General features: G+C 70.6%; 9 protein-coding genes. 6 read left to right on the forward strand and 3 right to left on the reverse strand.

Features of this window, described 5'->3' with window-relative positions; translation table 11 throughout:
• The first annotated feature begins 47 nt into the window (after positions 1-47).
• Positions 48-1,487 carry a VWA domain-containing protein gene (locus tag PYR72_RS24990; RefSeq protein ID WP_275457394.1) on the forward strand — a complete coding sequence of 480 codons (1,440 nt, stop codon included), beginning with the start codon at positions 48-50 and terminating at the stop codon, positions 1,485-1,487.
• Between the two features lie 189 nt (positions 1,488-1,676).
• Here the strand turns inward: PYR72_RS24990 and PYR72_RS24995 are convergent, their stop codons facing one another.
• The 3 genes from PYR72_RS24995 to PYR72_RS25005 form a co-directional block, all read right to left on the reverse strand.
• The gene (locus PYR72_RS24995) at positions 1,677-2,555 is read right to left on the reverse strand and encodes a hypothetical protein (RefSeq protein ID WP_275457395.1); all 879 of its coding nucleotides are present in this window, start codon (positions 2,553-2,555) and stop codon (positions 1,677-1,679) included.
• 184 nt (positions 2,556-2,739) lie between these two features.
• Positions 2,740-3,819, reverse strand: coding sequence for a metallophosphoesterase (locus PYR72_RS25000; RefSeq protein ID WP_275457396.1), 1,080 nt, complete (start codon positions 3,817-3,819; stop codon positions 2,740-2,742).
• Positions 3,820-4,034: 215 nt separating this feature from the next.
• A complete protein-coding gene (locus PYR72_RS25005; RefSeq protein ID WP_275457397.1) occupies positions 4,035-5,147 on the reverse strand; it encodes a LacI family DNA-binding transcriptional regulator in 1,113 nt (370 codons plus the stop codon).
• Between the two features lie 424 nt (positions 5,148-5,571).
• Here PYR72_RS25005 and hisC point away from each other — a divergent pair, with 424 nt between their 5' ends.
• The 5 genes from hisC (at position 5,572) to PYR72_RS25030 (ending at position 14,415) form a co-directional block, all read left to right on the forward strand.
• Entirely contained in the window at positions 5,572-6,651 is a 1,080-nt protein-coding gene (gene hisC / locus PYR72_RS25010) for a histidinol-phosphate transaminase (RefSeq protein ID WP_275457398.1), read from the forward strand.
• Between the two features lie 204 nt (positions 6,652-6,855).
• A complete protein-coding gene (locus PYR72_RS25015) occupies positions 6,856-8,364 on the forward strand; it encodes a cytochrome ubiquinol oxidase subunit I (protein ID WP_275457399.1) in 1,509 nt (502 codons plus the stop codon).
• Between the two features lie 27 nt (positions 8,365-8,391).
• Positions 8,392-9,396: a cytochrome d ubiquinol oxidase subunit II gene (cydB, locus tag PYR72_RS25020; RefSeq protein WP_275457400.1), complete on the forward strand. Its 1,005-nt coding sequence runs from the start codon at positions 8,392-8,394 to the stop codon at positions 9,394-9,396.
• A 126-nt stretch (positions 9,397-9,522) separates the two neighbouring features.
• Positions 9,523-13,134 carry a thiol reductant ABC exporter subunit CydD gene (gene cydD, locus PYR72_RS25025; RefSeq protein WP_275457401.1) on the forward strand — a complete coding sequence of 1,204 codons (3,612 nt, stop codon included), beginning with the start codon at positions 9,523-9,525 and terminating at the stop codon, positions 13,132-13,134.
• A gap of 216 nt (positions 13,135-13,350) precedes the next feature.
• Positions 13,351-14,415 (forward strand): peptidoglycan DD-metalloendopeptidase family protein, encoded by a 1,065-nt coding sequence (locus PYR72_RS25030; RefSeq protein WP_275457402.1) that lies wholly within the window; start codon positions 13,351-13,353, stop codon positions 14,413-14,415.
• The last annotated feature ends 43 nt before the right edge of the window (positions 14,416-14,458 follow it).

The following is a 14,458-nucleotide window of genomic DNA, read 5'->3' on the forward strand; positions in this document are numbered from 1 at the left end:
CCGCGGCAGGTCTGCCCTCCCGTGCCTTCGGCGGGCAGACTGCCTCCATGACAGCGAGAGCACTGAGCAAAGGTGCCAACCTTCCCGTCGATTCTTCCTCGGTACGGGTCGAGCTGACGTGGTCCGAAGACCCCGGTGTACCCGATGTCGATGCCTCGGCCCTGCTGCTCACCGGTGTCGGACGCGTTCGCGACGACGGTGACTTCGTCTTCTACAACCAGCCTCGGCACGCGTCGAACGCCGTGGCTCACCGGGGGAAGCGGAGCGCCGGCGGTGTCCTGACCGACACGGTCGAGGTGGACCTGCGTGCGCTCGAACCGGCGGTCGAGCGGGTCCTGCTGTGTGCCTCGGCCGACGGTGGAACGTTCGGACAGGTGCCCGGACTGACCTTGCGGCTGTGGGACGCGGGGACCGGGACCGAGATCGCGCGGTTCGCCATGGAGGCGGGGACGGAGACCGCGTTCATCGGCGGCGAGCTGTATCTGCGGGCGGGTCAGTGGAAGTTCCGCGCGGTCGGACAGGGGTACGCCTCCGGGCTCGCGGGGCTGGCCTCCGACTTCGGTATCACCGTCGACGACGCGCCCTCGGACCCGTCCGTGGTGTCCCAGACTTCCGCGCCACCTGTTCCGGCCACGGCAGCGGCTGTTCCGGCCGCCGCGCCCCCTTCTGCAGCACCGGCACCGGCACCGACCCCGGCACCGGGTCCGGCAGGCTCCCCGCGTCTCGACAAGGACGAGGAGCGCTTGCCCGTCGACATGCGCAAGCGCCTGTCGCTGCGCAAGGAGCAGGTGGCCGTCAGCCTCAGAAAGCACGGTGCGGAGGGAGTCACCGCCCGCGTCATCCTGGTCCTGGACGCCTCGGGGTCCATGTCCTTCCTCTACTCCAAGGGCATCGTCGCCGATGTCGTGGAGCGCATGGCAGCGGTTGCCGCGCAGTTGGACGACGACGGTCAGATGCAGGCCTGGACCTTCGCCTCGAACGCGGCGCGGCTGCCCGACCTGCGCATCGGGGATCTCCCGGCCTGGCTGCAGCTGCATGTACGGGTAGGGCAGATCAGTCTCTTCCGCCGTGGCAAGAAGCCGGCCAGAGGGCTGGTGGAAGGCCAGGTCGACATGCGGACGGTCGGCATCCAGAACGAGGAGCAGAAGGCGATCGCCCAGGTTCGTACGTACGTCCGGGAGAATCCGGCCGATGCCCCCACGTTGGTCCTGTTCTTCTCCGACGGAGGTGTCTACCGCGACGCCCTGATCGAGCGAGAGCTGCGGGACGCCGTCGAGGAGCCGATCTTCTGGCAGTTCGTGGGACTGGGGCGGGCCAACTACGGCGTACTGGAACGCTTCGACACGCTGCCCGGCCGTCGTGTGGACAACGTCGGCTTCTTCGCGGTGGACGACATCGGTACCGTCCCCGACCAGGAACTGTACGACCGTCTGCTGTCCGAGTTCCCGGCCTGGGTGACCGCGGCCGGCCGGGCGGGCATCATCTGATCCGATGATCGCGGGGCGCGATCAGGCCGGGGCTGCCCGGCAGAAGTACCCGCCGCCTGGAGTGCGGGTTCCGCACGGTCCGCCCCCGACAGCTCGGGTCGGGCGGCGACAGGGGCCACCGGTCCGGGTCAGGCGGCGACCTCCCGAGCGACCCTCAGCCGTCCGGAACGGCGGCCGGAACGCCGGGTCCTACTCGGGCTGGTGTTCCGGCCCGCCGAAGTCCGGGCTGGTGAAGTCCGGGCTGCTGAAGCTGGGCCGGGAGCGTGAGCTGCCGCTGTCCGGGCTGCTGCTGAAGCTCGGGCGGTTGTAGCCGAGGTGCGGCATACGGCTGGGCGGAGCCGGCCGGTCCGGTTCGTCCAGCAGAGCCGGGCTCGGGTTGGCGAGGGCGTCGCGGAGGAACGGCAGGATGCCCCGTTCCAGAAGCGTGTCGCGCCAGGCTTCCCTGGCCCGGGTCACTTCCTCGTTCAGTTCGTTGCGGGCTCCGTCGTCCAGGAGGGCGGTCGCGTTGTTGCGCAGGGCGGTGAGCAGGAGGCCGACAGCGGCCACCAGGATGGCGGCCGCGGTGACCGCGCCGAAGACCCACCCGGTGGTGAGCAGGGTCTCGGCTATCGCGCGCTCCGGGTCGAGCGCCTTCATGACGTACCCCACGAGCAGGAAGAGCACGGCGGCGGTCCCGGCCAGGACGGGCGCGAGTACCGCGGCGATGGCACCGGCGCCCGCGCCGGCCGCCTCGGTGACCTCGCCGACGGTGGCCGCGAGGTTCACGGCGGAGCCGTCCGGTTCGCCGGTGCCGGCCGCCGCCCGCTCCTGGTCGGGCGCGGTGGCCGCGGACGGGCTGCGGAACTCGTCGCGGACCTTCACGTAGTACTGGTACTCGGTCGCCGCGGCGGCCGTGATGATCGCCGTGGCGTTGAGCGCCATAGTGCGCAGCTGTTCGGTGTTGAGCCGCTGGAGGCCGGCGGCGAATTCCGGGCGGTGTGGTGCGGAGCGCAGCACCTCGCCGAGGATCCGCTCGAACTCCTGGCGGTCCTCACTGAGCAGGTGCTGCGGAACGCTGTTCATGTGCATCCCCCGATGCTCCGTAGGGCTTGTGGCTCGGCATGCTGACGAGCCGTCGGGCAGAAACGGAGGGGAGCCTGCTACGGATAAGCCGATGGTAGAGCGGTGACGGCGGGCGGTGACAGGGGGTTTGAAGAATTCGGCCCCTGGCCGACGAAGTCTTTCCGACGTCCCACGCCCGCCCGCCGCCGGCTCAGCCGCGCAGCGGGAGTTCCTGGACCAGCAGCTTTCCTGCCATGGTCACGCCGCCGTCCATGGCGACGGCCAGACCCTCCGCATAGGTGTACGGGCCGTCGACCGAGGGACCCGTGCCGTCCTCGCCGTCCTCCGAGCCGACCTCGCCCAGCAGGTACGGGATGGGGCTGTGGCCGTGCACGATGCGGGTACCGCCGTAGGTCTCCAGCAGCGAGCGCACCGCATCGGCGCCGCCCTCGTCGCGGAAGGAGAAGCGCCGGGTGAACTTGCGGAAGAGGTCCCAGACCTCGTCCGCGTCGTTGCGCGTGATCGTCTCGCGGACGGTGTCGTTGACGGCCTCGATGGAGTCGCCGTAGTCCCGGTAGGCGGTGGTGTCGGAGTGCACCAGGAGGTGGCCGTCGACCTCCTCCATGGCGTCCAGGCGGGCCATCCACTGGAGGTGGTGGTCCTGGAGGCGGTCCATGTCGGTCTTCTGGCCGCCGTTGAGCAGCCAGGCGGCCTGGAAGGTGGCGGTGCCCGCGCCGGAGTTGACGGGGGTGTCGCCGAACCGCTTGGCGCCGAGCAGCAGCAGTTCGTGGTTGCCCATCAGGGCCTTGCAGTAGCCGCCGGCCGCGGCCGCCTCGGCCGATAGGCGCATCACGAGATCGATGACGCCGATGCCGTCCGGGCCCCGGTCGGTGAAGTCACCGAGGAACCAGAGCCGGGCGGTGCCCGCCGACCAGTTGCCCGCCTCGTCGACGAGCCCCTTCTCGTGGAGCGCGGCGAGCAGCTCGTCCAGGTAGCCGTGGACGTCCCCGACGACGAAGAGGGGGCTCGGCCGGGCGGAGGACGCCTCGGCCGGCGCGGCCTCCGGGTCGATCACGACCTGCAGCGTGTCCCCCCGGTTGATCACCGGCAGGTCGCGCTGCGTCGGGGTGTACCCGTCGGGGTAACCCTCGGTTTCCTCGGCGGGCCCGGAGACCTCGCCCGGCTCTGTGGTCTGTCCGTACGGACCGGCCTCGTGGACGTACGCGGGCACACGGAAATCGCGCACCGTCGGCGTCCGCACCTCGGGTCCCTGACCGGCCCCCTGCGTCATCGACCCCTCCACCACCATCGCCCGCATCTGCACCGCATCGGACTGCCTGGTCGCAGCGGCCCGCCGGTGTGTGCGCCCATCATAGGAATGCGGATCGCGCCATGTGATGACCCAGGGGTGGTGAAATGGCGCAGGGCCCCGGTTCACCGCGGTTTTCTCCCGAATTGGGCGGGGCTCTCCCCGCCCAAATCCCGTTCGGATCCTCAGTTCGGGCGTCAACCCTCTTCGGGTGACCGTGGCGGACTGACCGTCGTACGCGGAGGGCGCCGCTCGGACGAGGTCCGCACGATCAGTTCCGTCGGTATCACCTGTTCCACCGGTTGGTCCGATTCGACCCCTTCGATGGCGTCGATGAGGAGCTGGACCACGGCGGTGCCGATCCTGCGCGGCTTGAGCGAGAGCGTGGTGATCGGGGGTTCCGTGGTCGCGTACACGGCGGACTCGCTGCAGCAGACGAGCAGCAGGTCGTCGGGGACCCGCAGACCGTACCGCCGGGCGGCGGCCAGCAGATCGGTGCCGTTCGGGTCGAAGAGGCCGTAGACCGCGTCCGGGCGGTCGGGGCGGGCCAGCAGCCGGTCGGCGGCCACGGCCCCCGCGCACGGATCGTGCGCCGGATAGGCCTCGTACACGGGATCCTGGCCCACGCGCTCGCACCAGCGCAGGTACGCGGTCGTGGACAGATGCGTGTACGTGTCGGTCGTCGTGCCCGTGAGGAGTCCGATCCGGCGGGCGCCCGCGTCGGCCAGGTGGTCGAGGATGCCGAGGACGGCGGCCTCGTGGTCGTTGTCGACCCACGCGGTGACCGGCAGGGTGCCGCCCGGACGGCCGTCGGAGACCACGGGTAAGCCCTGGCGGACCAGATCGCTGACGACCGGGTCGTGGTCGGAGGGGTCGATGACCACCGTGCCGTCCAGGGCGACGTTCGACCACACGTCGTGCCGCGAGGTGGCGGGGAGGATGACCAGGGCGTAGCCCCGGGCCAGCGCGGCCGACGTGGCGGCCCGCGCCATCTCCGCGAAGTACGCGAACTCGGTGAAGGTGAAAGGTTCATCCCCGTACGTGGTCACGGTCAGGCCGATGAGGCCGGACTTGCCGGTTCTGAGGGTTCGGGCGGCCGCCGAGGGGCGGTAGCCAAGTCGGTCGGCGACCTCGCGTACATGGCGTCGGGTGGCGTCCGGGAGCCGGCCCTTGCCGTTGAGGGCGTCGGAAACGGTCGTGATGGAGACTCCGGCGGCGGCGGCCACGTCCCGGATGCCCGCCCGGCCCGACCGGCTGCCTCGGCGGGGAGTTTCCGCGCGGCTCACCTGGTGCTTCCCTGCTGCTGTCATGGCGAGCCGATAGTAGGGCTCATGCGGTGGGGTAGTGCGGACGCATATGCAGTCGTTGACAGGCACGTTTCTGCATGGTCGTTTGGGGATAAATTCCTTGCATTGCAAGGGAGTTGAACGATCCAATGCCAGTACGTGACTTGTCGACGCGCATGGGCCTGCCAAGTAGCTCATGTCTCGAAGAGGTCTCAACTCACCTGCACGGGTGACGCGCGCTACGGCGTGAGCCACCGGCGCGTGCGCTCGGACGCGATGCGCCCCCTGTTTCGTACACCTTCGTACGGTGATGCCCGTGGGGCGGATGGGGCGACTGGGACGTGGAGAAGGATGCGGAGACCGGGCACACGTGGTTGTCCACAGGCCATTCGCAGCGGCGCCGAATCCTCATAAGGTGAGAAGCATTACGTCGACGAGGAGGACTGCGGTGAGCGAGACGAGCCCCAAGCTGCGAGCCGAGCTGGAGGGTATCCCCACCTACAAGCCCGGCAAGCCGGCCGCGGCGGGCGGCCCGGTGGCGTACAAGCTGTCCTCCAACGAGAACCCCTATCCGCCGCTGCCGGGCGTGCTGGAGACCGTGACGGGGTCGGCCGCGTCCTTCAACCGGTACCCGGACATGGCGTGCACGGGGCTCGTGAACGAGCTCGCGGACCGCTTCGGTGTGCCGGTCACGGACCTGGCGACGGGCACCGGCTCGGTCGGTGTCGCCCAGCAGCTGCTGCAGGCGACCTCGGGGCCGGGCGACGAGGTGATCTACGCCTGGCGGTCGTTCGAGGCGTACCCGATCATCACGCAGATCAGCGGGGCCACGTCCGTGCAGGTGCCGCTGACGCCGGGCGATGTGCACGACCTGGACGCGATGGCGGACGCGATCACCGACCGGACCCGGCTGATTTTCGTCTGCAACCCGAACAATCCGACGGGTACGGCGGTCCGCCGTACCGAGCTGGAGCGTTTTCTCGACCGGGTGCCCGGCGATGTGCTGGTGGTGCTGGACGAGGCGTACCGGGAGTTCGTCAGGGACGTCGAGGTGCCGGACGGTGTCGAGTTCTACCGCGAGCGGCCGAACGTCTGTGTGCTGCGCACCTTCTCCAAGGCGTACGGCCTCGCGGGTCTCCGCGTGGGGTTCGCGATCGCTCATGAGCCGGTGGCGGCCGCCCTGCGCAAGACGGCCGTGCCGTTCGGTGTGAGTCAGCTCGCCCAGGACGCCGCGGTCGCCTCGCTGCGCGCGGAGGACGAGCTGATCGGCCGGGTCGGCTCGCTGGTCTGCGAGCGGAAGCGGGTCGTCGAGGCGCTGCGCGGCCAGGGGTGGACGGTGCCGGAGAGCGAGGCCAACTTCGTGTGGCTGCGGCTGGGGGAGCGCACGGTCGCGTTCGCCGGCGCGTGTGAGCGGGCCGGTGTCGTCGTGCGGCCCTTCCCGGGGGAGGGGGTGCGCGTGACGATCGGCGAGACCGAGGCGAACGACATCTTCCTGAAGGTGACGGAGGAGTTCCGCAAGGAACTCTGAGGCGCCAGAGGCTGCTGACCAGGGGGTTCGGAGATTCTTCTCCGGGCCCCCTGCTTATGGGCACCCCCCGCTCCCGTCTCGAACGGGCATGCGTCATACTTGCTTGTGAATGTGAATGCATTCACAAGCGCGTCCCGGTTGTCCTGAGATGTACGTGACAGGCGGGACGGGCTGAGGCAGTGCCACGGCATGGAAGGAGAAGACGTGGACCTCGCTCTGGCGCCGGAGACCCTGGCGCGCTGGCAGTTCGGTATCACGACCGTCTACCACTTCCTCTTCGTCCCCCTCACGATCTCGCTGGCCGCGCTCACCGCCGGCCTGCAGACCGCCTGGGTGCGCTCGGGGAACGAGAAGTACCTCAAGGCCACCAAGTTCTGGGGCAAGCTCTTCCTGATCAACATCGCGATGGGTGTCGTCACCGGCATCGTGCAGGAGTTCCAGTTCGGCATGAACTGGTCGGACTACTCCCGCTTCGTCGGCGATGTCTTCGGGGCCCCGCTCGCCTTCGAGGCTCTGATCGCCTTCTTCTTCGAGTCCACCTTCATCGGGCTGTGGATCTTCGGCTGGGACAAGCTGCCGCAGAAGATCCACCTGGCCTGCATCTGGATGGTCTCCATCGGCACGATCCTGTCGGCGTACTTCATCCTCGCGGCCAACTCCTGGATGCAGCACCCCGTCGGCTACCGGATCAACGAGGCCAAGGGCCGGGCCGAGCTGACCGACTTCTGGCTCGTCCTGACCCAGAACACCACGCTCACCCAGGTCTTCCACACCCTCTCGGCGGCCTTCCTCGCCGGTGGTGCCTTCATGGTCGGCATCGCCGCCTTCCATCTGGCCCGCAAGAAGCACATCCCGGTGATGAAGACCTCACTGCGACTCGGCCTGGTCACCGTGGTGATCGCCGGCATGCTCACCGCGATCAGCGGCGACCTGCTCGGAAAGGTCATGTTCAAGCAGCAGCCCATGAAGATGGCCGCCGCCGAGGCCCTGTGGGACGGCGAGGCGCCCGCGCCCTTCTCGATCTTCGCCTACGGGGACGTCGACGAGGGGCACAACAAGGTCGCCATCGAGATCCCCGGTCTGCTGTCCTTCCTCGCCAACGACGACTTCGACTCGTACGTCCCCGGCATCAACGACGTCAACAAGTCCGAGCAGGAGAAGTTCGGGCCCGGCGACTACCGGCCCAACATCCCCGTCGCCTACTGGGGCTTCCGCTGGATGATCGGCTTCGGCATGGCGTCCGTCGCGATCGGCGCGGTCGGCCTCTGGCTCACCCGGCGCAAGTTCCTGCTGCCTCAGCACCTGCGGGTCGGCGACGACGAGGCCCCCCATCTGGTGCTGCTGCCGGGCAAGGCCCTCGGCCCGACCCTCACCAAGTGGTACTGGCGCATCGCCGTCCTGACCCTGGGCTTCCCGCTGATCGCCAGCTCCTGGGGCTGGATCTTCACCGAGATGGGGCGCCAGCCGTGGGTGGTTTACGGCGTGCTGCGCACCGAGGACGCGGTCTCCCCCGGTGTCTCCCAGGGCGAGATCATCACCTCGATGCTCGTCTTCACCACCCTGTACGCCGTTCTCGCCGTCGTCGAGGTGAAGCTGCTCGCGAAGTACGTCAAGGCGGGGCCGCCGGAGCTGACGGAAGCCGACCTCAACCCGCCCACGAAGATCGGCGGCGACTCCCGTGACGCCGACAAGCCGATGGCCTTCTCGTACTAGGCCGCACCGGGCCAAGGGAGCACAGTCATGGAACTTCACGACGTCTGGTTCGTCCTCATCGCCGTCCTGTGGATCGGCTACTTCTTCCTGGAGGGCTTCGACTTCGGGGTCGGTGTCCTCACCAAACTGCTGGCCCGCGACCGTCCGGAGAAGCGGGTCCTCATCAACACCATCGGACCCGTCTGGGACGGCAACGAGGTATGGCTGCTGTCGGCGGGCGGCGCGACCTTCGCGGCCTTTCCCGAGTGGTACGCCACGCTCTTCTCCGGCTTCTACCTCCCGCTTCTGCTCATCCTGGTCTGCCTGATCGTGCGTGGTGTCGCCTTCGAGTACCGGGTGAAGCGGCCCGAGGAGAACTGGCAGCGCAACTGGGAGACGGCGATCTTCTGGACCTCGCTGCTCCCGGCGTTCCTGTGGGGTGTGGCCTTCGCCAACATCGTGCGGGGAGTGAAGATCGACCGGGACTTCGAGTACGTGGGCGGTCTCACCGATCTGCTGAACCCGTACGCCCTGCTGGGCGGTCTCGTCACACTGACGCTGTTCACCTTCCACGGGACGGTGTTCGTCGGCCTCAAGACCGTGGGGGACATCCGGCAGCGGGCGCGGACACTGGCGCTGCGCGTCGGAGCCGTGACGGCGGGGCTCGCCCTGGTCTTCCTGCTCTGGACCCAGATCGAGAAGGGCGACGGTGCCTCTCTGGTCGCGGCGGCCGTGGCGATCGCGGCACTTCTGACCGCGCTGGCGGCGGTGCGAGCCGGACGAGAGGGCTGGGCCTTCGCCCTGTCGGGGATCACGATCGTCGCTGCCGTCGCGATGCTCTTCCTGACGCTCTTCCCGAACGTCATGCCGTCCTCGCTGAACGCGGACTGGAGCCTCACGGTCACCAACGCATCGTCCAGCCCGTACACCCTGAAGATCATGACGTGGTGTGCGGCCATCGCCACACCGGTCGTGATGCTCTACCAGGGGTGGACGTACTGGGTGTTCCGCAAGCGGATCGGTACGCAGCACATCGCCGAGTCGGCGCACTGAGCCGGTGCGCCGAGCCGGGGTGCCTGCGTCACAGTCGGGGGTGTGTGCGGTGATGTTTCACGTGAAACACACCCCCTTCGGGCTGAAGAGGCATGTTTCACGTGAAACATGCCTGCGGAGAAGAGGGTGTTTCACGTGAAACCGATCGACCCACGACTGTTGCGGTACGCGCGCGCCACCCGCGGGTTCCTGATGGTGGTCGTCGGCCTGGGGGTCGTCGGGGCTGCGCTGGTCATCGCGCAGGCCATGCTCCTCGCGGAAGTGGTGGTCGGCGCCTTCCAGCACGAGATGCCGGTCAGCGCACTCCGCACTCCCTTGCTGCTCCTGGCCGCGGTCGCGCTGGGGCGGGCCCTGGTCTCCTGGCTCACCGAGCTGGCGGCTCACCGCGCGAGTGCGGCGGTGAAGTCGGAACTGAGGGGGCGGCTGCTGGAGCGCTCCGCCGCGCTCGGGCCCGGCTGGCTGAGTGGGCAGCGCACCGGCTCGCTCGTCGCCCTCGCCACCCGTGGGGTCGACGCGCTCGACGACTACTTCTCGCGCTATCTGCCGCAGTTGGGCCTCGCGGTCGTCGTGCCCGTCGCGGTCCTCGCGCGGATCGTCACCGAGGACTGGGTGTCGGCGGCGATCATCGTCGGCACCCTGCCTCTGATCCCGGTCTTCATGGTGCTCATCGGCTGGGCCACCCGTGCGCAGATGGACCGCCAGTGGCGGCTGCTGTCACAGCTGTCGGGACACTTCCTGGACGTCGTCGCCGGGCTGCCGACCCTGAAGGTGTTCGGTCGGGCCAAGGCCCAGGCCGAGTCGATCAAACGGATCACCGGCGAGTACCGCCAGGCGACCATGCGGACGCTGCGGATCGCCTTTCTCTCGTCCTTCGCCCTGGAACTGCTTGCGACGATCTCGGTCGCACTGGTCGCGGTCACCATCGGCATGCGGCTCGTGCACGGCGAGATGGACCTGTACATCGGGCTGGTGGTTCTCGTGCTGGCCCCCGAGGCGTATCTGCCCGTCCGGCAGGTGGGTGCCCAGTTCCATGCGGCGGCCGAGGGGCTGGCGGCTGCCGAGGAGATCTTCGAGGTCCTGGAGACGCCGGTGCCGTCGTCCGGGACCGGGGCGGTGCCGTCCGCCGGTGACCTCCACTTCGACCGGGTGACCGTCCGCTACCCCGGGCGGCCGTACGACGCCGTCTCGGACGTGTCCTTCACCGTGGGCTCAGGTGAGACGGTGGCCCTCGTCGGGCCGAGTGGCGCGGGGAAGTCGACGCTGCTGAACGTGCTGCTGGGGTTCACGCAGGCCGCGTCGGGCGGGGTGCGGGTCGGGGGGAGCGACCTCTCCTCGCTCGACCTGGACGCATGGCGTTCACGTATCGCCTGGGTGCCGCAGCGGCCGCATCTGTTCGCCGGGTCGATCGCCGAGAACGTACGGCTGGCCCGTCCTGACGCGGACGACGCCGCCGTGCGGCGGGCGCTCGGCGACGCGGGTGCGCTCGGGTTCGTGGACGCGCTGCCTGCCGGGGCCGGGACGGTCCTCGGTGAGGACGGTGCCGGTCTCTCCGCCGGGCAGCGGCAACGGCTCGCCCTCGCCCGTGCGTTCCTCGCCGACCGGCCCGTGCTGCTGCTCGACGAACCGACGGCCTCGCTGGACGGAGCGACCGAGGCCGAGGTCGTGGAGGCGGTACGGCGGCTGTCGGCGGGACGGACCGTGCTGTTGGTGGTCCACCGGCCGGCGCTGCTGGACGTGGCGGACCGCGTGGTGCGGCTGGAGGGGCGGGCGGCCGAGGGGGCGTCGGAGTCCGGCCTCGCCGGTGGCGCGGTCGTGCCGGCCGTCGGTGCGGGGGCGGGCGGGACAGCGACCGCCGCACGTGACTCCCTGGACGTGACGGGGACAGGGGCGGGACCGAAGGCAGCAGCCGGGGCCGCCGGGGCTGGGCCGGGGGCGGAGGCAGGTGCCGGGAGCGCGGTGGCTCGCTCCGGAGTGACGTCCGGGGGCTCCTCGCTCTCCGTACTCGGCCGTGTCCGCGCCATGGCCGGGCCGCGCCGTGGCCGGCTCGCCCTGGCCCTGGTGCTCGGCAGCCTCGCGCTGGGCAGTGCCGTGGGTCTGATGGCGACGTCGGGGTGGTTGATCTCACGGGCCTCTCAGCAGCCTCCCGTGCTGTATCTGATGGTCGCGGTGACGGCGACGCGGGCGTTCGGGATCGGGCGGGCGGTGTTCCGGTACGCGGAGCGGCTGGTGTCGCACGACACCGTGCTGCGGATGCTGGCCGACACCAGGGTGGCCGTCTACCGCCGCCTGGAGCGGCTGGCGCCCGCCGGGCTGCGGACGACCCGGCGGGGCGACCTGCTCTCGCGACTGGTCGCCGATGTGGACGCCCTGCAGGACTACTGGGTGCGCTGGCTGCTTCCGGCGGGGGCCGCGGCGGTGGTCTCCGCGGCGTCGGTCGGGTTCACGGCCTGGCTGCTGCCCGAGGCCGGAGCCGCACTCGCCGTCGGGCTCCTCGCAGCCGGGGCCGGAGTGCCCCTCGTCACGGGGGCCGTGGCCCGGCGGGCGGAGCACCGGCTGGCACCGGCGCGGGGGGTCCTCGCCACCCGTGTGGCCGATCTGCTCACCGGTACCGCCGAGTTGACGGTCGCCGGTGCCCTGCCCGCGCGCACGGCCGGGGCACGGAAGGCCGACCAGGTGCTCACCCGGATCGCGTCCCGCGCCGCCACCGCCACCGCGCTCGGTGACGGGCTCACCGCGCTCGTCTCCGGTCTCACCGTCGCCGTCACCGCGTTCCTCGGGGCACAGGCGGTCGCCGACGGGCGGTTGAGCGGTGTGGCCATGGCCGTCGTCGTGCTCACCCCGCTGGCCTCCTTCGAGGCGGTGCTCGGGATGCCGTCGGCGGTGCAGTTCCGCCAGCGGGTGCGCAGGAGCGCGGAGCGGGTGTACGAGGTGCTGGACGCCCCCGAACCCGTACGCGAGCCGGTGGAGCCGGCCGGGGCGCCGGTGTCGCCTTTCCCGCTGCGGCTGGCAGGGCTCGGCGCACGGTACGCCGGGCAGGACCGGGACGCGCTCGCCGACCTGGACCTCACCCTGGAACAGGGGCACAGGGTCGCCGTGGTCGGTGTCTCGGGAGCCGGCAAGACCACGCTCGCACAGGTGCTGTTGCGCTTCCTGGACGCGCGGGCAGGGTCGTACACGGTGGGTGGTGTGGACGCGCACGCGCTCGAAGGGGACGTCGTACGACGGTTCGTGGGGCTGTGTGCCCAGGACGCGCACGTCTTCGACAGTTCGGTGCGGGAGAACCTGCTGCTCGCTCGGAAGGACGCGAGTGAGGCGGAGCTGCGGGACGCGCTCGCGCGGGCGCGCCTGCTCGACTGGGTCGACGGACTGCCGGACGGGCTGGACACCCTGACCGGTGAACACGGGGCGCGGCTGTCCGGCGGTCAGCGTCAGCGACTCGCCCTCGCCCGCGCGCTGTTGGCCGACTTCCCCGTCCTCGTCCTCGACGAGCCCGCGGAACACCTGGACCTGCCGACCGCCGACGCGCTCACCGCGGACCTGCTGGCCGCGACCGAGGGCCGTACGACCGTGCTGATCACCCATCGGCTGGCCGGGCTGGATGCCGTGGACGAGGTCGTCGTGCTGGCGGAAGGACGCGTCGTGCAACGCGGGTCCTACGCGGAACTGGTGGCGGTGGAGGTGCCCTTGCGGGCGATGGCGGAGCGGGAGGCCGCGGGAGAGCTGTTGGCGCGGGTCTGAGCGCGTCGCCGAAGTCCTGGACTCCGCCCGCGAGGACAGGGCGGAGGACCTGTTCGGCCTGACCGGGGCGCCTGGGCCCTCCGCAAGCCTCCGCGCCGAACGGGCCCCAGCCGGGACCCTGTTCGGCCGAGCCCTTTGACCCGTCCGAGGCACCCTGTCCCCCAGGCGTACGACTCGAACAGGACGGTGGCGCCGGCGCGGGTCACTATCGCTGACATGCGCTTCTCTCGCCGGAACCCGCTGTTCGCCGTGGTGCTGCTGTGCGTGGCGGCGGTCCTCGGGGCCGGGCCGACGGCGGCCGACGGTGACGGCGGTGAGGCCGCGGGCTCATCGGGCGAGGCAGGGACCAGTGCCCGAGTGGCGCGGCTGTTCGACGAGGCGGCGGTGGCGACACAGCGGTACGAGGCGGGGCGACGGGCCGCCGCGGGCCAGAGGACGAAGGTGCGGCGGCTGGAGAAGCTGCTCGCGCGGGAGCGGAAGCACATCGCGGTGCTGAACGCCGATCTCGGCCGGATCGCGCGCGCCCAGTATCGGGAGGGAGGCGGCGTGCCGTACACCGCGCAGATGCTGTTCGCCGAGAACCCCGAGGAGTTGATGCGCGGCCGACGGGCCGTCTGGCAGGCCGACCTGGCGGTCAACAACGCCGTGAGCCGGAATCGTCGCGCGGAGGCGCGGCTCGCCCGGGACGAGGCGAAGGCGGCCGCGGCGTGGCGGGCGCTGGAGCAGCGGCGGACCGGACTCGCCGAGATCAAACAGGCGATCCACCAGAAGCTCGAAGAGGCCCAGTGGACGCTGCAGGGAGAGGCCGACGCGGCGGTCGCGGCCGGTGCCTGCCGGGGGGCCGTCCGGCTCGACCAGCCGGACCGCGGGCCCGCGAGCGCGTGGGTCACGCCCGTGGACCGGTACGAGCTCTCCGCGGGGTACGGCAGCGGTGGTGAGCGCTGGGTCAGTCGGCACACGGGACAGGACTTCGCGGTACCGATCGGCACACCCGTGCGGGCCGTCGGGGCGGGACGCGTGGTCAAGGTCTCGTGCGGGGGCGCCTTCGGCATCCAGATCGTCGTCGAGCACGCCGACGGCTACTACACGCAGTACGCGCACCTTGCCGCCGTCACCGTCGACCAGGGCGATCGGGTGACGGCGGGGCAGTGGATCGGGCAGTCGGGCACCACCGGAAACTCCACCGGACCCCATCTGCACTTCGAGGTACGCGTCACCCCGGAGCCGGGGTCGGGCGTGGATCCGGCGCCGTGGCTGCGGGACCACGGGGTGGGGTTGTAGCCCCGACATCTGCCGGTCGGTGGCCGCCGGCAGCCGTGGGTGC

Origin of the sequence: Streptomyces sp. VNUA24, assembly GCF_029167005.1 — a bacterium.
GTDB classification, from domain to species: Bacteria; Actinomycetota; Actinomycetes; order Streptomycetales; family Streptomycetaceae; genus Streptomyces; species Streptomyces scabiei.

Bases quoted from the DNA above. Each gene is read 5' to 3' on its own strand.
- PYR72_RS25030 (WP_275457402.1), top strand. From the start codon at position 13,351: ATGCGCTTCTCTCGCCGGAACCCGCTGTTCGCCGTGGTGCTGCTGTGC.
- cydB (WP_275457400.1), top strand. From the start codon at position 8,392: ATGGAACTTCACGACGTCTGGTTCGTCCTCATCGCCGTCCTGTGGATC.
- PYR72_RS25005 (WP_275457397.1), bottom strand. From the start codon at position 5,147: ATGACAGCAGCAGGGAAGCACCAGGTGAGCCGCGCGGAAACTCCCCGC.
- PYR72_RS24995 (WP_275457395.1), bottom strand. From the start codon at position 2,555: ATGCACATGAACAGCGTTCCGCAGCACCTGCTCAGTGAGGACCGCCAG.
- PYR72_RS24990 (WP_275457394.1), top strand. From the start codon at position 48: ATGACAGCGAGAGCACTGAGCAAAGGTGCCAACCTTCCCGTCGATTCT.
- PYR72_RS25000 (WP_275457396.1), bottom strand. From the start codon at position 3,819: ATGACGCAGGGGGCCGGTCAGGGACCCGAGGTGCGGACGCCGACGGTG.